General features: G+C 67.4%; 13 protein-coding genes. 5 read left to right on the top strand and 8 right to left on the bottom strand.

Annotated elements, in window-relative coordinates:
- Window positions 1-29: 29 nt before the first annotated feature.
- The 8 genes from LC066_RS03180 to LC066_RS03145 all read right to left on the bottom strand — a co-directional run bounded on the left by LC066_RS03180 (window position 30) and on the right by LC066_RS03145 (window position 8,041).
- Window positions 30-1,319 carry a TRAP transporter large permease gene (locus tag LC066_RS03180; protein ID WP_224896504.1) on the bottom strand — a complete coding sequence of 430 codons (1,290 nt, stop codon included), beginning with the start codon at window positions 1,317-1,319 and terminating at the stop codon, window positions 30-32.
- Window positions 1,316-1,828 carry a TRAP transporter small permease gene (locus tag LC066_RS03175; protein ID WP_224896503.1) on the bottom strand — a complete coding sequence of 171 codons (513 nt, stop codon included), beginning with the start codon at window positions 1,826-1,828 and terminating at the stop codon, window positions 1,316-1,318. The genes LC066_RS03180 and LC066_RS03175 overlap by 4 nt, the downstream gene beginning before the upstream one ends.
- A gap of 80 nt (window positions 1,829-1,908) precedes the next feature.
- Window positions 1,909-2,904, bottom strand: a complete 996-nt coding sequence (locus tag LC066_RS03170; protein WP_224896502.1) for a TRAP transporter substrate-binding protein — start codon at window positions 2,902-2,904, stop codon at window positions 1,909-1,911.
- Window positions 2,905-2,909: 5 nt separating this feature from the next.
- On the bottom strand, window positions 2,910-4,037 hold the full coding sequence (locus LC066_RS03165) for an NAD(P)/FAD-dependent oxidoreductase (protein WP_222474638.1): 1,128 nt from the start codon (window positions 4,035-4,037) through the stop codon (window positions 2,910-2,912).
- A 535-nt stretch (window positions 4,038-4,572) separates the two neighbouring features.
- Window positions 4,573-5,085: a bactofilin family protein gene (locus tag LC066_RS03160; protein WP_222474637.1), complete on the bottom strand. Its 513-nt coding sequence runs from the start codon at window positions 5,083-5,085 to the stop codon at window positions 4,573-4,575.
- Window positions 5,075-6,400: a DUF5930 domain-containing protein gene (locus LC066_RS03155; protein WP_224896501.1), complete on the bottom strand. Its 1,326-nt coding sequence runs from the start codon at window positions 6,398-6,400 to the stop codon at window positions 5,075-5,077. The genes LC066_RS03160 and LC066_RS03155 overlap by 11 nt, the downstream gene beginning before the upstream one ends.
- Before the next feature lie 247 nt (window positions 6,401-6,647).
- Window positions 6,648-7,457 carry a ferritin-like domain-containing protein gene (locus LC066_RS03150; RefSeq protein WP_224896500.1) on the bottom strand — a complete coding sequence of 270 codons (810 nt, stop codon included), beginning with the start codon at window positions 7,455-7,457 and terminating at the stop codon, window positions 6,648-6,650.
- A gap of 116 nt (window positions 7,458-7,573) precedes the next feature.
- On the bottom strand, window positions 7,574-8,041 hold the full coding sequence (locus LC066_RS03145) for a peroxiredoxin (protein WP_224896499.1): 468 nt from the start codon (window positions 8,039-8,041) through the stop codon (window positions 7,574-7,576).
- 142 nt (window positions 8,042-8,183) lie between these two features.
- On the opposite strand from LC066_RS03145, the gene LC066_RS03140 reads away from it, so the two are divergent.
- The 5 genes from LC066_RS03140 (at window position 8,184) to lpdA (ending at window position 16,383) form a co-directional block, all read left to right on the top strand.
- Window positions 8,184-11,507 (top strand): DUF3971 domain-containing protein, encoded by a 3,324-nt coding sequence (locus LC066_RS03140; RefSeq protein WP_224896498.1) that lies wholly within the window; start codon window positions 8,184-8,186, stop codon window positions 11,505-11,507.
- A gap of 110 nt (window positions 11,508-11,617) precedes the next feature.
- On the top strand, window positions 11,618-12,670 hold the full coding sequence (queA, locus tag LC066_RS03135; protein ID WP_224896497.1) for a tRNA preQ1(34) S-adenosylmethionine ribosyltransferase-isomerase QueA: 1,053 nt from the start codon (window positions 11,618-11,620) through the stop codon (window positions 12,668-12,670).
- Window positions 12,671-12,744: 74 nt separating this feature from the next.
- The gene (locus tag LC066_RS03130) at window positions 12,745-14,022 is read left to right on the top strand and encodes an MFS transporter (protein WP_224896496.1); all 1,278 of its coding nucleotides are present in this window, start codon (window positions 12,745-12,747) and stop codon (window positions 14,020-14,022) included.
- A gap of 98 nt (window positions 14,023-14,120) precedes the next feature.
- Window positions 14,121-14,702 carry a DUF924 family protein gene (locus LC066_RS03125; protein ID WP_224896495.1) on the top strand — a complete coding sequence of 194 codons (582 nt, stop codon included), beginning with the start codon at window positions 14,121-14,123 and terminating at the stop codon, window positions 14,700-14,702.
- A 286-nt stretch (window positions 14,703-14,988) separates the two neighbouring features.
- Window positions 14,989-16,383 (top strand): dihydrolipoyl dehydrogenase, encoded by a 1,395-nt coding sequence (gene lpdA, locus LC066_RS03120; protein ID WP_085886943.1) that lies wholly within the window; start codon window positions 14,989-14,991, stop codon window positions 16,381-16,383.
- The last annotated feature ends 66 nt before the right edge of the window (window positions 16,384-16,449 follow it).

The raw sequence follows: 16,449 nt of genomic DNA, 5'->3' as shown, positions 1-16,449 counted from the left end.
GGGTCCCTTTGGATCGGTTGATTATCTGGTTACTGAGCGGTCGGCATCAGCAGGTTCGGAAGGAAAAGCGTGATCTGCGGAATGAAGGCGACCAGCAGGGCGACGATGACCATCGCCAGGTAGAAGGGCGCCAGGGAGCGGGTCAGCTCGCCCATGCGCACGCCCGAGACCGACATCACCGTATAGAGGACGAGGCCGACGGGCGGGGTGATGGTGCCGATCATCATGGTCACGACCACGGTCACGCCCAGGTGCACGGTGTCGATGTCGAAGCTGGCGGCGATGGCCAGCAGCGTCGGCACCAGCAGCACCAGCGCGGCCAGAACCTCCATGAACATGCCGACGACCAGCAGGATCACGATGATCACGGCGATGGCGGCGGCCTTGGACACGAAGAGGTCTTCCATCAGCGTCACCAGTTCGACCGGCAGGCGCTGGATCGAGATGATCCAGCCGAAGACGGCGGAGACGGCGATGATGAACAGCGTCGAGGAGGCCGTGCGCACGGTACCCAGCAGGGCGTTGCGGATCTGCGGCAGGCTGAAGCCCATCGAGATGGTGCCGATGATGAGGATGTAGACCACGACGACCACGGAGGCCTCGGTGGGGGTGAAGACACCGCCCAGGATACCGCCCAGCAGGATGACCGGGGCCATCAGCGCGGGCAGGGCGCGCCAGAAGGCCCGGCAGACCTCGTGACGGCTGGCACGCGGCAGGCGCGGGGCGGTTTCGTGGCCGCTTTTCACCAGCAGGTAGACGATGACCATCAGGCCGAAGCCCGACAGCAGGCCCGGCAGGGCACCGCCGAGGAACAGGCGCCCGACGGATTCCTCGGCGAGGAAGCCATAGACGACCAGGGTGATCGAGGGCGGGATGATCGGGCCCATGGTGGCGGAGGCGGCGGTGACGGCGGCCGAGAACCGCTTGGAATAGCCCGCGTTCTCCATCGCCTTGATCTCGACCGAGCCGAGGCCGCCGGCGTCGGCCACGGCCGAGCCGGACATGCCGGCGAAGAGGATCGAGGCAACAACGTTGACGTGGCCCAGGCCGCCGGTGATGTGGCGCACCAGGACGCCGGCGAAGTTGAAGATCCGCTCGGTCACGCCCATGCCGTTCATCAGGTTGCCGGCCAGCAGGAACATCGGGATCGCCAGCAGCGAGAAGCTCTCGATGCCGCCCGCGGCGCGCATGGTCAGCTGGATCTCGGGCAGGCCGGTCATCAGGATGTAGATCGCCGAGGTCACCAGCATGGTATAGGCGACCGGCAGGCCGAGGATCAGCAGGCCGAAGAAGAGGATCAGGAAGATGGCAGTGGTCATTGGACGGCCTTGTTGGTGCCGGGCGTATCGTTGCGGCCGCGCAATTCGTTGACGATGGCCTCGATGGCGAAGATCACGGTCAGCCCGGCTCCGATGCCGTAGGGCAGGACGATCAGCGCGAACTTCGAGGTGAAGGGGCTGCGGGGCAGGGTGCCGAAGTCGAGCCGGGACATCAGTGGTTTCAGCGCCTGGACCTGGGTCAGCGCGTAGAGCAGGACGCCGATCACACACAGGTGCAGGAAGATCTGCAGACCGCGACGCAGGGCCTGGTTCTTCAGGTCGCTCATCAGGTCGAGGCCGATATGGCCGCCTTCGCGATAGACCACGGCGGCCCCCAGGAACGTCAGCCAGATCAGCGACACCTCGGCGATGTCATCGGTCATGTGGACGGGCGCGTTGAAGACGTAGCGCGAGGTGATCTGGACGGTCAGGGCGCAGATGATCACGACGGCAAGGGCCGTGCACAGCCAGAGGGTCAGGCGATGCAGACCGGTGAGCAGATGGGTCATGGTCAGGTGTTCCGGCTAGCAGAAAAGGGGGCGTGCCGGCACAGGGCCGGCACGCCGGGGGGATCAGGCGAGTGCCGCGATCACTTCATGGCCTGGATTTCGTCCCACCATCCTTCGGGCAGCAGGCCTTCTTCCTCGAAGTGCGGTACGGATTGCGACACCAGTTCGCTGAATTCGGCGCGGGTCTCGTCCGACATCTCGCAGAAGGTCACGCCCTCGGCTTCCATGGTGGCGCGGTTCGGCGCGGTCTGTTCGGTCACCAGCTCGACGAAGTAGTCGCCCGCGTCCTCGGCGGCCTGGGTGACAATCTCCTTGTCTTCGTCCGACAGCATCTGGAAGGCGCTTTCGGCCACGTAGACGGAGTTCTGCGGGAACATCATGCGCGCGTCGGTGACGTAGGGCAGGACCTCGTAGAACTTGGAGGAATAGATCTGTTCGCCGGCGCTTTCCGCCATGTCGGCCACGCCCTGGCTGAGGCCCATGTAGGTCTCGCCGTAGGAGATGGTGACGGGCACGGTGCCGATGGCTTCCCAGCCAGCGATGAACATCGGCAGACCCGGCGCGCGGGCGCGCTTGCCGGCGATGTCCTCGGGGCCGGTGACGCAGTCATCCTTGGTCAGGAATACGCGCGGCAGGCGGAACCAGTTGGTGGCCAAGATACGCACGTTGAAATCGTCGCGCAGCGTGTCCTTCAGCTCGCTCGCCAGGTCGCTTTCCATGAAGTTCAGGAAGTGCTCCTGGCTTTCGAAGACGAAGGGAATGTCGACGACGCCGAACTCGGGCACCAGGTTCGACGCGTTGGAACCGGAAGATATGTAGCCTTCCTGCGCGCCGACGGCCATGGCCTCGATCTGGGCCGGGCCGGAGCCCAGTTGCGAGCCTTCGTAGAAATCGACCGTCACGCGGCCTTCGGTGCGTTCGGTGACCAGCTCCGCGAAGCGCTTGGAGGCCTGGGTGACCGGCGCGCCGGGCGGGTTGATGCCGCCGAAGGTCCAGCTGACCTGGGCGCTGGCCGGTGCGGCGGAGAGCAGGCCGGCGGCGGCGAGGGCCACGAGGGAGAGATGGGTCTGTTTCATTGCTTTCATCCTGTTGGTGCTTCGGTTTCTTGTTGAAAACGCTGGGCCGTGAAACTGGAAAACTCGGGCGGCTTCTGCCCGTTGAGGATCCATTGGGCCAGGGGGCCACGGTGCGCCGGGGCGAGCGTCACCCCGGAATGGGTCGTGGCCACGAATACCCCCGGGTGGGTCGGGGATTCATCGTAGACGGGGAAGCCGTCAGGCGTCAGGACCCGCAGGGCCGCCCAGCTCCGGACGATCCGCAGCTTGCCGATGGCCGGGAACAGCCGCGCGGCGCGGCGGGCCAGCTGGCTCATGCCGGCGCCGGTGGAACGGTCCTCGTCCGTTTCTTCTTTCGTGTCTCCGATCAGGATCGTGCCTTCGGGGGTCTGCCGGATACCGGAGGTCACGACGGGCACGACCGGATCGGCGCGCTCGGTCACCAGGATCTGCCCCTTCTGCGGCTTGACGATCTTCGGGAAGCCGAAGGGTTCGGCCAGGGCGTTGGTCGCCAGTCCGGCGGCAATTAGCACGCGGTCGGCACGGGCGCAAAGCTCGGCCGCCTCCACCAGATAGCCCGCATCCTGCGGCTTGATGGCGGTGACCGCCACGTTGGAGATCAGGGTCGCCCCGGCCGCCTGCGCCGCGAGGCTGAGGCCACGGTAGAGCGACAGAGAGTGGCAGGCCCCGTCGAGAGAGGAGACGGAGGCGCCGGTGACCTCTGGGCCGATGCCGGGCAGGATCTCGGCCACCTCGTCGTGGTCGATCATGTGCACGTCGTCGCCCGGCAGGTCATGCGCCGCGACCTTGCCGATCATCGCGGCGCGCTTGTCGTATTCGGCCTCGCCCAGGCACAGGTGCAGGCCCATGCCGGTCTGGTAATGGGTGTCGACCCCGGAGAGCTCGCGCAGCTCATCCTGAAGGGCGGTCCAGTCGCGCACGGCGCTGCGGGTCCAGGTGGCATAGTCGCGGCTGCCCGCGCCCTTGCTCTGCGCCCAGACCAGTCCGAAATTGCCGCGGCTGGCGCGGAAGCTGGTGTCGGCGGCGTCGAGGATCAGCACCCGCGCCCCGTCGCGCGCCATGCCAAGCGCCGTGGCCGTGCCGACAAGCCCGCCGCCAATCACCACGATATCCCATTCGCCCAGATCTTTCACCTTGCTCGCACCGTCGCTGGAAAACTTTGGGCGATTAGGCGGTTTCGGTTGCCATAACGCAAATATCAATGCCTTCTTTGATTATGCGCACATGTTATGAGGTGCGCCCGGACTGCCGCTGCGGCATCTGTTTTGCTGCGTTGTCAGGGGGCTGTGCCACGGGACAGCGGGGCCGGTCCCGGGCCGCTGCCGGTGATCGGACGCGCCATCGACGGCAAGAAGTGATCTAAAATTAGGCAGGATGAGACCGCTGTAGGTCAGTTCCTCAGCGAGATCACCCCCGGTTGGGGCGCAGGGCATCGAGGAAGGCGGTGTCGTGACTGATCGCGACCACCGCGCCGTCGTAGCTCTCCAGCATCTGCAGCCCCGGACGGTCCAGTTGGTTCGTCCAGCAACAGGAGCTGTGGCACCGGGCAGCCGGGCGGCGGTCGCGGCGAGGGGGAACCGGCGCAACCGAGGTGTCGGACAGCAAAAAGCCCCGGTCGCGGCGCGCCGGGGCTTTCGGGATCTGGGGGCCATCCGGGCCTTGCGGGGGTCAGCCCTCGGAGGCCGGTGCGGCGGGCTTGCGGGCCGGGGCCTGCTGCTGCTTGGTGCCGGAGGACAGCGGATCGTCCTGACGCTGCACGGAGCCTTCGAAATGGGCGCCGCTTTCGATCGCGATGGTCTTGTGGATGATGTCGCCTTCGACACGGGCGGTCGAGGTCAGGCGCACCTTCAGGCCACGCACGCGACCGATGATGCGGCCGTTGATGACCACGTCGTCGGCGGTCACCTCACCGCGGATCGTGGCGCTTTCGCCGACGGTCAGCAGATGCGCGCGAATGTCGCCTTCGACGGTGCCCTCGACCTGGATGTCACCGGTGGTCTTCAGGTTGCCGGTGATGTGCAGATCCGAGGACAGAACCGACGCCGGCGGCTTCGCCTTGGGGGCGGAGGGCTTGAAATCGGGCGCGGGCTTGGACTTCGGAGCCGCATCGGCCGTTGCTGCCGGGGCGCTGTTCTCTGCGGTCTTGGGACCCGGTTCGTTGATTTTGCTCTTAGAAAACATCTCTTGCCGCCTTGATATAATTCATGGGGTTCACGGGTTTGCCACCCACACGGATTTCATAGTGAAGGTGGGGGCCGGTCACGCGTCCCGAAGCTCCCATATCACCGATACGTTCCCCGCGCGAGACTCTTTCTCCCACGCTCACGCCGAGGCGCGACATATGGGCGTAGCGGGTCTCGATGCCGAAGTCATGCTTGATCTTCACCAGGCGGCCATAGCCCGAGGACCAGCCGGCATGGGTCACGACGCCATCGGCGGCGGCGTAAAGGGGCGTGCCCACCGGGGCGGCCATGTCGGTGCCGTAGTGCTGGCGGATGCCGCCGGTCTTCGGGTCGCGACGGGTGCCGAACTGCGAGGAGTAGCGGAAGCGACCATGCACCGGCATCGCGAAGGGCGCCTTCTCGGCGGCGATGCGGTAGAGGTCCAGCTCTTCCAGTCGTTCGAGGATGGCGTTGGCGCGCTCGGTGTCGGGCGAGGAGACCTCGCCCATGGTCGAGAAGGAGATGGGCGTCAGCGGACCGCCGCGCCCGGTATAGCCACGGCGCACCTGGTCGATCAGGGTGTCGGTGTTCATACCGGCGGCGCGGAACATCTTGTCCAGCGGCTCCACCGAAACGGTCATCGCCTCTTCCAGCTGGCGGAAGATCGCGTCGTTCTGGTCTTCCATCAGCGCGATGCGCTCGGCCATCTCGTCGGCCTGGGCCAGGGCGTCCTGGGCGCCGCGTTCGGTGGCGTCGCGTTCCTCGGCGGTTTCCGACAGGGCGGCGGTCAGCACGTTCAGCGTGTCTTCGGCATAGGCCGGCAGCGCCTCGCGCTCACCGTTTTCCGAAGGTGCCTGCAGGGCCGCCAGTTCCGCGCGAACCTCGTCGCGTTCGTCCAGCGTCTTGCGCAGGGTGGACTGGATCACGTCGATGCCGGTCTCCAGCTCGCCGCGGCGCGCCTCCGATTGCAGCAGTTCGGTCTGCATGACCGAGATCCGCTCCAGCGCGGTGTTGAACCGGTCCTGTGCCGCCAGCGCCTCCTGCTCGCGCAGGTCGCGTTCGGCGGCCATGGCGTTCAGACTTTCGCGGAAGGTCTGCTGGTCGCGCATCGCCTGTTCGCGGTAGTTGCCCGATCCGATGCTGTCCATCAGCAGGATCGCGGTGGCGATGATCGTCCAGGAGACGATCATGGTCCCGCCCGCCGCGGCGATGATCTGGGTCATCGGCTGAAGCCGGATGAACCGTGTGTCCGCGTCGGAGCGGAGAAAAACCCTGCGTTCCGGAAAATGCTTTTCCAGAAACGCTCTCATGCGGATCTCTAGCCTGGTTCTCACGAGGTCCCGTATCCCTCTTTGTCCCGTCCTTTTGCGCCCGTCGCGAGGTCCCCACCTCAGGCGCCTGAACCCAGTTACCCGCGCGTCTGCCGTCGGGCAAGGTGTTTGGGTCCCCCCCCCGCCGAAGCAGGGAAAATCCGCCGATCTTGGCGGGAAGTTGCCGAAAAATGCTCATTTGCAAGGGTCTGGCAGGCGATCGAGACTGTCCGCGCGCCCGGGTTTGCACCTGTTTCGGGGGTGTGCCGGGTCAGAGCTGATCCGCCAGTGGCCAGTAGAAGTCCGGCGGCAGCCCCGCCTCGGCGCGCTTTTCCTCGTTGAAGGGCGGCTTCAGCGCGCCATGGAAATAGTGGCGGACCAGCTCGTGGAATTTCGGCTTCGGGTCCAGCCCGTCGCGACCACAGAGGAAGTTGAACCATTTCGACCCATAGGCGACGTGACCCACTTCCTCGGCATAGATCACCTCCAGCGCGTCGATGACGTTCTGCAGCTGCGCCTTGCGGAAGACCTCGATCATGTTGGGCGTCACATCCAGGCCGCGCGCCTCCAGCACCATGGGCACCACGGCCAGGCGGCCGTAGATGTCGTCGACGGTATCCTCGGCGGCGCGCCACATGCCGGCATGGGCAGGCAGGGCGCCGTAGTGGCTGTCGAGGCTTTCCAGGCAGTCACAGATCAGGTTGAAGTGCTTCGATTCCTCATCCGCCGATTTCACCCAGTCGTCGTAGAACCCGATGGGAAAGGGGACGTGGGTGAAGCGCGCGACCATGTCCCAGTGCAGATCCACGGCGTTCAGCTCGATATGGGCCACCGCATGCAGGATGGCGATGCGCCCCTGCGGGCTGCCGGGGCGGCGGCGGGGCACCTCGCGCGGGTCCAGCAGCTCAGGCTTTTCGGGCCGGGCCGGGCGCAGCGGTGGCGCGGCCTGACCGATCGGGATCTCCTCACCGGCGGCGCGCGCGGCAAACCAGGTGGCGGCGTGCCGGTGCGACAGCGCAGTCTTTTCCCGGCCATCGGCGGTGGTCAGCACCTCGACCGCCATCTCTGCAAGAGTTTTCATCGTCCTGTCCCATCCTGCGCTCCGGCCCGCGGCCGGGACCGGCGCCCCTGTCATTTGTTGGCCGGAAATATCCCGGGGGTGCGGGGGCTGGCCCCCGCGTCAGCTCGTCTCCCGGCTCACAGTGCCTTGGCCGCGGCCAGCACCTCCTCGGCGTGGCCCGCGACCTTCACCTTGGGCCAGACGCGCACCACGGTGCCTTCGCCGTCGATCAGCACGGTGGTCCGCTCGATCCCCATGAAGGTCTTGCCGTACATCTTCTTTTCCTTCCAGACGCCGTAGTCCTCGCAGACCGTGCCCTCGGCGTCCGACAGCAGTTCGGTCGCCAGCTCATGCTTGGCCTGGAACTTCTCGTGCTTGGCCACCGGGTCCTTGCTGACGCCCAGGACCTTTACGCCCGCGGCCTCGAACTGATCCGCCAGTGTGGTGAAATCCTTGTTCTCGGTGGTGCAGCCCGGCGTGTCGTCCTTGGGGTAGAAGAACAGCACCACCGGCGCGGGGCGCAGCGCCGACAGGGTCACCTCGCCGCCACCGGCGCGGGGAAGGGTGAAATCCGGCGCTTTCTTGCCGTCGAGTTCTTGAGACATGGCCTGGCCTTTCTTGTCGTGTCGGGCTGCCTTCCCTATTACCGGCAGGCAGAGCAGAATGAAACGTGCCGGGTGCGAAAACCCGGCCCCGATCCGCCCGTCACCCGAACCCGGCCGATCCACCAAGAGGCGCAGGACCCTGATGCACAAGCTGAAGCCGCAGCCGCAGGCTCTGGCAGCCAGGCCGAGGCACCATCGCGTGCTGAGCCGGCTGGCACGGGTGCTGCTGTTGCTGGTGCTGCTGGCGGGGCTGGGCGCGGGGCTCGGCGGGTTGCGCTTCCTTCTGCGGGGAGAGCCGCTGGTGGCACCGCCCTGGCTGCGCGAGCGGATCGAGACCCGGCTGGAGGCCCAGGTGCCGGGGCTTGAGATCGCCTTCAGCGAGCTGTCGGTGGTTTTCGAGGAGGCCTGGCATCCGCGCCTTCGGGTGCGCGACCTGAACATGATCCTGCCCGAGACCGGCTCGCGCGTGGTGCTGAACCAGGCGACGACGCGGCTGGCGCCCGGCCCGCTGCTGCGGGGGCGGTTGCAGCCGCAGGAGATCGCGGTGGAGGGCGCGCAGCTGCGGGTGCGGCGCAATGCCGACGGTCGCTTCGACCTGATGTCGCCGGACCAGGGCGCCGAGGCACGTGAACGCGACATCGCCCTGGTGCTGGCCGAGCTGAAGGCCTCGCTGGCGACACGCGATCTGGCCGCGCTGGACCGGATCGAGGGGCTGGGCCTGACCCTGGTCTACGAGGATCTGCGCGCCGACCGGTCCTGGTCGGTCGACGGCGGGCGCATCGTGCTGGACCGGGACGGCGCCGCGCTGGTGATCCGGGGTGACTTCTCCCTGCTGGGCGGGCGCAGCTATGCCACCCTGATCGAGACCAGCTATACCACGCGTCTCGACAGCAATTCGGGCGAGTTCCAGCTGTCGGTGGAGGACATGCCGGCCGAGGACCTGGCGACCCAGAGCCCGGCGCTGGCCTGGCTGGGGGTGCTGCGCGCGCCGCTGTCGGGCGCGCTGCGCCTGTCGCTGGAGGAGGACGGCGCGGTCGGCCCGCTCTACGCCACGCTGCAGATCGGGCGCGGGGTGGTGCGCCCCTCGGAAGGCACGCGGCCGATCCCCTTCGACAGTGCGCGCAGCTACTTCTCCTTCGATCCGGCGACGCAGATGCTGCGGTTCAGCGAGCTGTCGGTGGCCAGCCCGGTCGTGTCGCTGCTGGCCGAGGGCGCCTTCCGCCTGGGCACGGCGCCCGACGGCGGGGTGCAGATGACGGGACAGCTGGCCGCGAGCGAAATCGTCGCGGACCCCGCCGACATCTTCGCCGCGCCCCTGCGGCTGGAACGGGCGGAGGCGGACCTGCGCCTGCGCTTCGATCCCTTCGAGTTGTCCCTCGGCGAGTTGATCCTGACCGAAGGCGAGCATGTGATGCGGGCTGACGGGCAGTTGGTGGCGGACGACACGGGCTGGAGCCTGGGGCTGGAAGGGGCGCTGACCGCTGCGGGTCAGGACGCGGAGGGGGGCGGGGGACCCGGCGCCACGCTGTCGCCCGACGATGTGCTGGGCTTCTGGCCGCCGGCGGTGGCGGTCAAGAGCCGCGACTGGGTGGCGCGCAACCTGCTGGAGGCGCGGCTGACGAACCTGCAGTTCGGCCTGCGCGCGGCGCAGGACGCCCCGCCGCAGATCCAGCTTGGGTTCGATTTCGACGACACCACGCTGATCTTCATGAAAACCATGCCGCCGTTGCAGCAGGCCCGGGGGCGCGCGGTCCTGTCGAACCGCCGTTTCGCCGTGCAGGCCGATGCCGGCCATGCCGAGGTGCCGGGGGGCGGGCGCATCGACGCCGCGGGCAGCACGTTTGTGGTGCCGAACGTGCGCCAGAAACCCGCCGATGGCGAGCTGGGTCTGCGGCTGACCGGGGCCCTGGGTGACATGCTGACCCTGCTCGACCGCGATCCGCTGAACCTGCTGAGCAAGTCGGGGCGCAGCCCGGACCTGGCGCAGGGGCAGGCCCGGCTTGCTGCGTCTCTAAAACTGCCGCTGATGAAGAAGGTGCCGCTGGAGGCGATTTCGCTGAGCTACGCGGGTGAGGTGCGCGACGTGGAAAGCGACACCCTGGCGCCGGGCCATGTGCTGCGCGCGCCACTGTTGCAGGTGACGGGGGGCAACGATCATCTGCGGGTGGCTGGGCAGGGCACGCTGGACGGCGTGGGCTTCGACGGGGCGTGGCAGACGGACATCGGCCCCGGCTCGGGGCCGTCGACGGTCGCGGCACGGCTGCGGCTGGATGCCGAGGGCGCCGAAGGGCTGGGCCTTGCCCTGCCGCCCGGCACCCTGCGCGGCGCGTCGCAGGCGGACCTGTCGCTGGAACTGCCACGCGATGCGCCGATGCGCTTCGAGATCGAAAGCGACCTGGCGGGGTTGGGCCTGTCGGTGCCGTCGCTGGGCTGGTCGCTGTCGCAGGCCGCCACGGGCACGGTCCGCGCCGAGGGCGAGATGGGCCCCGATGGTGTCCGGGTGGAGGCGATGCGGCTGGAGGCCCCGGGGCTGGCTCTGTCGGGGGCTCTGACCGCCACCCAGGGCGGTACGCTGGGGACGGTTCGCCTGGACCGGCTGGCGGCTGGCCGCTGGCTGGACGTGTCCGCACAGGTGACGCCGCGCGGCGCCGGCCAGGCCCCGGGGCTGGCGCTGACCGGCGGGCGGGTCGACCTGACGCAGATGCCCGACCTGCCGCAGGAGGGGGGATCAGGCGCGCTGGACGTGGCGCTGGACCGGCTGCAGATCACCGACACGCTGGCGGTCACCGGGCTGCGCGGGGCGCTGTCGGCGGGCGGTACGGCGCGCGGGCAGGGCCGTTTCCGCGGGCGCATCAACGGTGGCGCCGAGGTTGTCGCGCAGCTGGATGGCGGGCGTATCCGCATCGAGGCGGCGGATGCCAGCGCCGCGCTGGCCGACGCGGGGTATCTCAAACGCGGCAACGGTGGCGCCCTGGTGCTGGATCTCGTGCCCACGGGCGCGCCGGGCACCTACGACGGCAGCCTGCGCATCACCGACATCCGCATCCAGGAGGCCGGTGCGGTGGCCGAGCTGCTGAACGCGCTGAGCATCGTCGGGCTGCTGGAACAGCTTTCGGGCCCCGGCATCCTCTTCGGCACGGTAGAGGCCGAGTTCCGCCTGTCTCCCGACCGGCTGACCGTGACCCGCGCCAGCGCGGTCGGTGCCTCCATGGGGGTGTCGCTTGACGGGGTCTACGACATGGCGGCGGACCAGCTGCGGATGCAGGGGGTGGTCTCCCCTCTCTACATGCTCAACGGTATCGGCGCGCTGCTGACCCGCAAGGGCGAGGGGCTGATCGGGTTCAACTTCGACATCGACGGCCCGGCGTCGGCGCCGCGCGTGCGGGTGAACCCGCTGTCGATCTTCACCCCGGCGATGTTCCGCGAAATCTTCCGCCGTCCGCCGCCCGACCCGGGCGGGCAGTGACGCGGCGCGGCGGCGCCATTGCGCCCGGCGGGCCGAGGGTGTAGCGGACGCCGCGACAGCCTTCTGCGCGAGGCCCGCAAACCCAACCGAGACCACCACAGGAGCGCCAGGTGCAGCTTTCCGATTTCGACTTCGACCTGCCCGAAGAGCTGATCGCGACACGTCCCGCGCGCCCGCGCTCCTCCGCGCGGCTGCTGGTGGCCGAGGGCGACCGGATCACCGACGCCATCGTGCGCGATCTGGGCGATTACCTGCGTCCCGGCGACCGGCTGGTGCTGAACGACACCAAGGTGATCCCGGCGCGTCTGTCGGGCACCCGCAAGCGCAGCTCGGACCAGGGCGAGACCGAGGCGCGGATCGAGGTGACCCTGCTGGAGCCGCGCGCCGAGGGCACCTGGGCGGCGCTGCTGAAACCGCTGAAGAAGATCCGTGAAGGCGAGGTCATCCGATTTACCCCGCGCCTTTCCGCCCGGCTGGAGGCCAAGGAGGAGGGCCAGGGCATCCTGGCCTTCGAGGCCGAGGGTGATTTCGATGCGGCCTTGGCCGAGGCCGGCCAGATGCCCCTGCCACCTTATATCGCCGCTCTGCGCGCCCCCGATGCCCAGGACAAGCAGGACTATCAGACCGTCTGGGCCCGCAACACCGGAGCCGTCGCCGCGCCGACCGCTTCGCTGCATTTCGATGACGAGTTGCTGGCGCGGCTGAAGGAGAAGGGCGTGGAGCTGACCTATGTCACCCTGCATGTCGGCGCGGGCACCTTCCTGCCGGTGAAGGTCGAGGACGTGGAAAAGCACCGCATGCACGCCGAATGGGGGCATGTCAGCGAAGCTGCGGCGGCGGAAATCGCCGCGACCAGGGCCGCCGGCGGGCGGGTGATCCCGGTGGGCACCACGGCCCTGCGCCTGATCGAGAGCGCGGCACGGGAGAGTGGCGCCATCGCCCCCTGGCGCGGCGAGACGGACATCTTCATTTACCCAGGTTTCACCTTCGCCGTGGCAGATGCCCTCATGACCAACTTCCACCTGCCGAAATCCACTCTGATGATGCTGGTCTCGGCCCTGATGGGCACGGACCGGGTGCGGGCGATCTACGACCATGCCATTGCGCGGAACTACCGGTTTTTCTCTTACGGCGATGCCTCGCTGTTGATCCCCGCGTCCTGACGTGAAATCCATGGGCCACGGGACCTGATCCCCGTGCCCGCCGCCGCCGCGAAGCGTCCAGAGGAGACACGCGAATGATTCAGGTTCTGGGAACCTCCTGGGCTCTTTTGCTGGGCCTCATGCTGCTGATGCTGGGCAACGGCCTGCAGGGGACACTGCTGGGTGTGCGTGGCGAGATCGAGGGCTTCTCGACCTTCGAGATGTCGCTGGTCATGTCGGCCTACTTCGCCGGCTTCCTGGGCGGGTCGCGCATGGCGCCGGAGATGATCCGCCGCGTCGGCCACGTGCGGGTCTTCGCCGCGCTGGCCTCGTTCATTTCCGCCGTGCTGATCCTCTACCCCGCGTTCCCCAATCCCTGGGCCTGGGCGGTGGAACGGGTCATCATCGGTTTCTGCTTCTCGGGCGTTTACGTGGTCGCCGAAAGCTGGCTGAACAACGCCGCCACGAACGAGACGCGGGGCCAGTCGCTGGCGCTTTACATGTTCGTGCAGGTGGCCGGGATCATGGCCGCGCAGGGGATCCTGCTGTTGGGCGACCCGGCCGGGTTCATCCTGTTCATCGTACCCTCGATCCTCGTTTCGATCTCCTTTGCGCCGATTCTGCTGTCCATCTCGCCCACGCCGGCCTTCGACAGTACCAGGCCGATGTCGCTGAAAGAGCTGTTCCAGACCTCGCCGCTCAGTTTCGTGGGCGTCTTCCTGGTGGGCGGCGCCTTCTCGGCGCAGTTCGGCATGGCGGCGGTTTTCGGCACCCAGGCCGGGCTGCAACTGCCGCAGATCTCCCTGTTTATCGCCATGTTCTACGTTGGCGCCATGGTCACCCTCTATCCGCTGGGCTGGCTGTCGGACCGGCTGGACCGGCGTCTGCTGATCGCGATCGAGGCGATCATCGGTGGCACCGGCGCCTTCCTCGGCTTCATCTTCGGCGGCAGCTACGTGGCACTGCTGATCGCGGCCTTCTTCATCGGCGGCATGACCAACCCGCTCTATTCGCTGCTTCTGGCCTATCTCAATGACCTGCTGGAGCATGACCAGATGGCGGCGGGCAGCGCGGGCATGATGTTCGTCAACGGCCTGGGCGCCATCGGTGGTCCGCTGCTGACCGGTTACGCCATGACCCTGGCCGGGCCCGGGGGGTTCTTCCTGTTCATCGCGGTGCTGCTGTTGGCGACCGCCGGCTATGCCTTCTACCGCATGACGCAACGCCCCTCGGTGGGCGTGGACGAGGCGGGCGCCTACGCGCCGGTGCTGATGTCGGCCACCTCCGTGGCCGTCGAGGCGGCGCAGGAATGGGCATATGAGGCCGCGGAAGAGGCGGCCGAAGAGGCCGCGCGTGACGAAAATGGCGCGTGAGCGCTCACATCCCGTAACGGCGAAAATCTCCCGTTCCAATATTGTGAAAACTTTGTAACGCTGGACGAAATGGCGCAATCGCGAAAGAGGAGATAGCCATGATTGCCCCCGAAGACGTGTTGTCCTACTGGCTGGATGAGGTCGGCCCCAAGGGCTGGTATCAGTCCACCGACGAGATGGATGCCGAGATCCGCAGCCGGTTCGGCGCGGCCTGGGCCCATGCCTGCGAAGGCGCCTATGGTCTGTGGCTGACCTATCCCAGCGGGGCCCTGGCCTATGTCATCCTGATGGACCAGTTCCCGCGCAACATGTTCCGGGGCCAGGGCCGGGCCTTCGACAGCGACAAGGTGGCGCTGGCGGCGGCCAAGGTGGCGATCGATCATGGCTTCGACATGCGGATCGACGAACCGGCGCGGCAGTTCTTCTACCTGCCGATGATGCATTCGGAAAACCTCTGCGACCAGGAACGCTGCGTGCGCCTGATGCTGGACCGGATGCCCGAAACCGGCGAGGCGAACCTGAAGCATGCCAAGGCGCACCGCGAGGTGATCCGCACCTTCGGTCGCTTCCCCTATCGCAACGAGGCGCTGCAACGGCACAGCACCGCTTCGGAAACCGCCTATCTGTCGAAAGGCGGCTACGGCGAGACCGTGCGCAGTGTCGAGGCCGCGGCCGGCTGAGGCCTCAGGACGGGTTGATGAAAAGGCGCCGCTCCGGTCCACCGGGGCGGCGTTCTTGCATTCGGGGGCAGGCCGTCCTCCGCCCGCGCGCCGGGCCGCGACCTTCGCTCGGTTTGACAGGGCGCCGCGACCCGCTAGGTTCGGCGTGAGGGCGATCCGGGTTTCGCCGGACGCATAGCGGCCTTTCGGCGCAAACCTTGCCGGAGGTTCCGCGCATGCTTGTCGCCTGCTGGCAGATAGTTTAACGTCAAACTATCTGGAAACCGAAGGTGCAGCGGAGGGGCATATGGCAGCCAAGTCTTTCGATTTCGTGGTGATCGGGGCCGGCCCGGGGGGCTATGTGGCCGCCATTCGGGCCGCGCAACTGGGCCTCAGCGTGGCCGTGGTCGAGCGCGAGCACCTGGGCGGTATCTGCCTGAACTGGGGCTGTATCCCCACCAAGGCACTGCTGCGCAGCTCCGAGGTCTTCCACCTGATGGAGCGGGCCAAGGACTACGGCCTGACCGCCGACAAGATCGGCTATGACCTCGACGCGGTGGTCGACCGCTCGCGCGGGGTGGCAAAGCAGATGGAAGGCGGCGTGCGCGGCCTGCTGAAGAAGAACAAGGTCACCGTCGTCATGGGCGAGGCCAAGCTGGCCGGCAAGGGCAAGGTCAGCGTCAAGACCAAGGACGGCACCGAAGAGCTGACCGGCAAGACCGTGGTCCTGGCCACCGGCGCCCGGGCCCGCGAACTGCCGGGGCTTGAGGCCGACGGCGACCTGGTCTGGACCTACCGCCACGCGCTGAAACCCGCGCGCATGCCGAAGAAGCTTCTGGTCATCGGATCGGGCGCCATCGGCATCGAATTCGCCAGCTTCTACAACACCCTGGGCGCCGACACGACCGTGGTCGAGGTCATGGACCGCGTGCTGCCGGTGGAGGACGAGGAAATCTCGAAGTTCGCCAAGAAGCAGTTCGAGAAGCAGGGCATGAAGATCATGCAGAAGGCCATGGTCAAGCAGCTGGACCGCGCCAAGGGCAAGGTCACGGCCCATATCGAGGTCGGCGGCAAGGTCGAGAAGCACGAGTTCGACACCGTGATCTCTGCCGTGGGCATCGTCGGCAACGTCGAGAACCTTGGCCTGGAAGAGCAGGGCATCAAGGTCGACCGCACCCACGTGGTGGTCGATGAATATTGCCGCACCGGGGTCGAGGGCGTCTATGCCATCGGCGACATCGCCGGGGCCCCCTGGCTGGCGCACAAGGCCAGCCACGAAGGCGTCATGGTGGCCGAACTGGCGGCCGGCAACAAGCCGCACCCTGTTCGTCCCGAAAGCATCGCGGGCTGCACCTATTGCCACCCGCAGGTTGCCTCCGTCGGTCTGACCGAGGCGCAGGCGAAAGAAGCCGGGTATGAGCTGAAGGTGGGGCGCTTCCCCTTCATCGGCAACGGCAAGGCCGTGGCCCTGGGCGAACAGGAAGGCCTGGTGAAGACCGTCTTCGACGCCAAGACCGGCGAGTTGCTGGGCGCCCACATGGTCGGTGCCGAGGTGACCGAGCTGATCCAGGGCTACGTGGTCGGCCAGGCGCTGGAGACCACCGAAGAGGACCTGATGAACACAGTCTTCCCGCACCCGACCCTGTCGGAGATGCTGCATGAATCGGTGCTGCAGGCCTACGGGCGCGCGATTCACATCTGATCGCTGCTGATTATTGTCACGCAAAAGGGGCGCCGGTTGATCCGGCGCCCCTTCGCATGTCCGGGC

This window comes from Pseudooceanicola marinus (assembly GCF_020177265.1).
Classification (GTDB): Bacteria; Pseudomonadota; Alphaproteobacteria; order Rhodobacterales; family Rhodobacteraceae; genus Pseudooceanicola; species Pseudooceanicola marinus_A.
Note: the sequence above shows the minus strand (reverse complement) of the source record. Positions and strands in the feature narration are given on the sequence as shown.

What these genes read in the sequence shown, in the direction of transcription:
- LC066_RS03180 (WP_224896504.1), bottom strand. Translation starts at nt 1,319, where the DNA reads ATGACCACTGCCATCTTCCTGATCCTCTTCTTCGGCCTGCTGATCCTC.
- LC066_RS03175 (WP_224896503.1), bottom strand. Translation starts at nt 1,828, where the DNA reads ATGACCCATCTGCTCACCGGTCTGCATCGCCTGACCCTCTGGCTGTGC.
- LC066_RS03170 (WP_224896502.1), bottom strand. Translation starts at nt 2,904, where the DNA reads ATGAAACAGACCCATCTCTCCCTCGTGGCCCTCGCCGCCGCCGGCCTG.
- LC066_RS03160 (WP_222474637.1), bottom strand. Translation starts at nt 5,085, where the DNA reads ATGTTTTCTAAGAGCAAAATCAACGAACCGGGTCCCAAGACCGCAGAG.
- LC066_RS03150 (WP_224896500.1), bottom strand. Translation starts at nt 7,457, where the DNA reads ATGAAAACTCTTGCAGAGATGGCGGTCGAGGTGCTGACCACCGCCGAT.
- LC066_RS03145 (WP_224896499.1), bottom strand. Translation starts at nt 8,041, where the DNA reads ATGTCTCAAGAACTCGACGGCAAGAAAGCGCCGGATTTCACCCTTCCC.
- LC066_RS03140 (WP_224896498.1), top strand. Translation starts at nt 8,184, where the DNA reads ATGCACAAGCTGAAGCCGCAGCCGCAGGCTCTGGCAGCCAGGCCGAGG.
- LC066_RS03130 (WP_224896496.1), top strand. Translation starts at nt 12,745, where the DNA reads ATGATTCAGGTTCTGGGAACCTCCTGGGCTCTTTTGCTGGGCCTCATG.
- LC066_RS03125 (WP_224896495.1), top strand. Translation starts at nt 14,121, where the DNA reads ATGATTGCCCCCGAAGACGTGTTGTCCTACTGGCTGGATGAGGTCGGC.
- lpdA (WP_085886943.1), top strand. Translation starts at nt 14,989, where the DNA reads ATGGCAGCCAAGTCTTTCGATTTCGTGGTGATCGGGGCCGGCCCGGGG.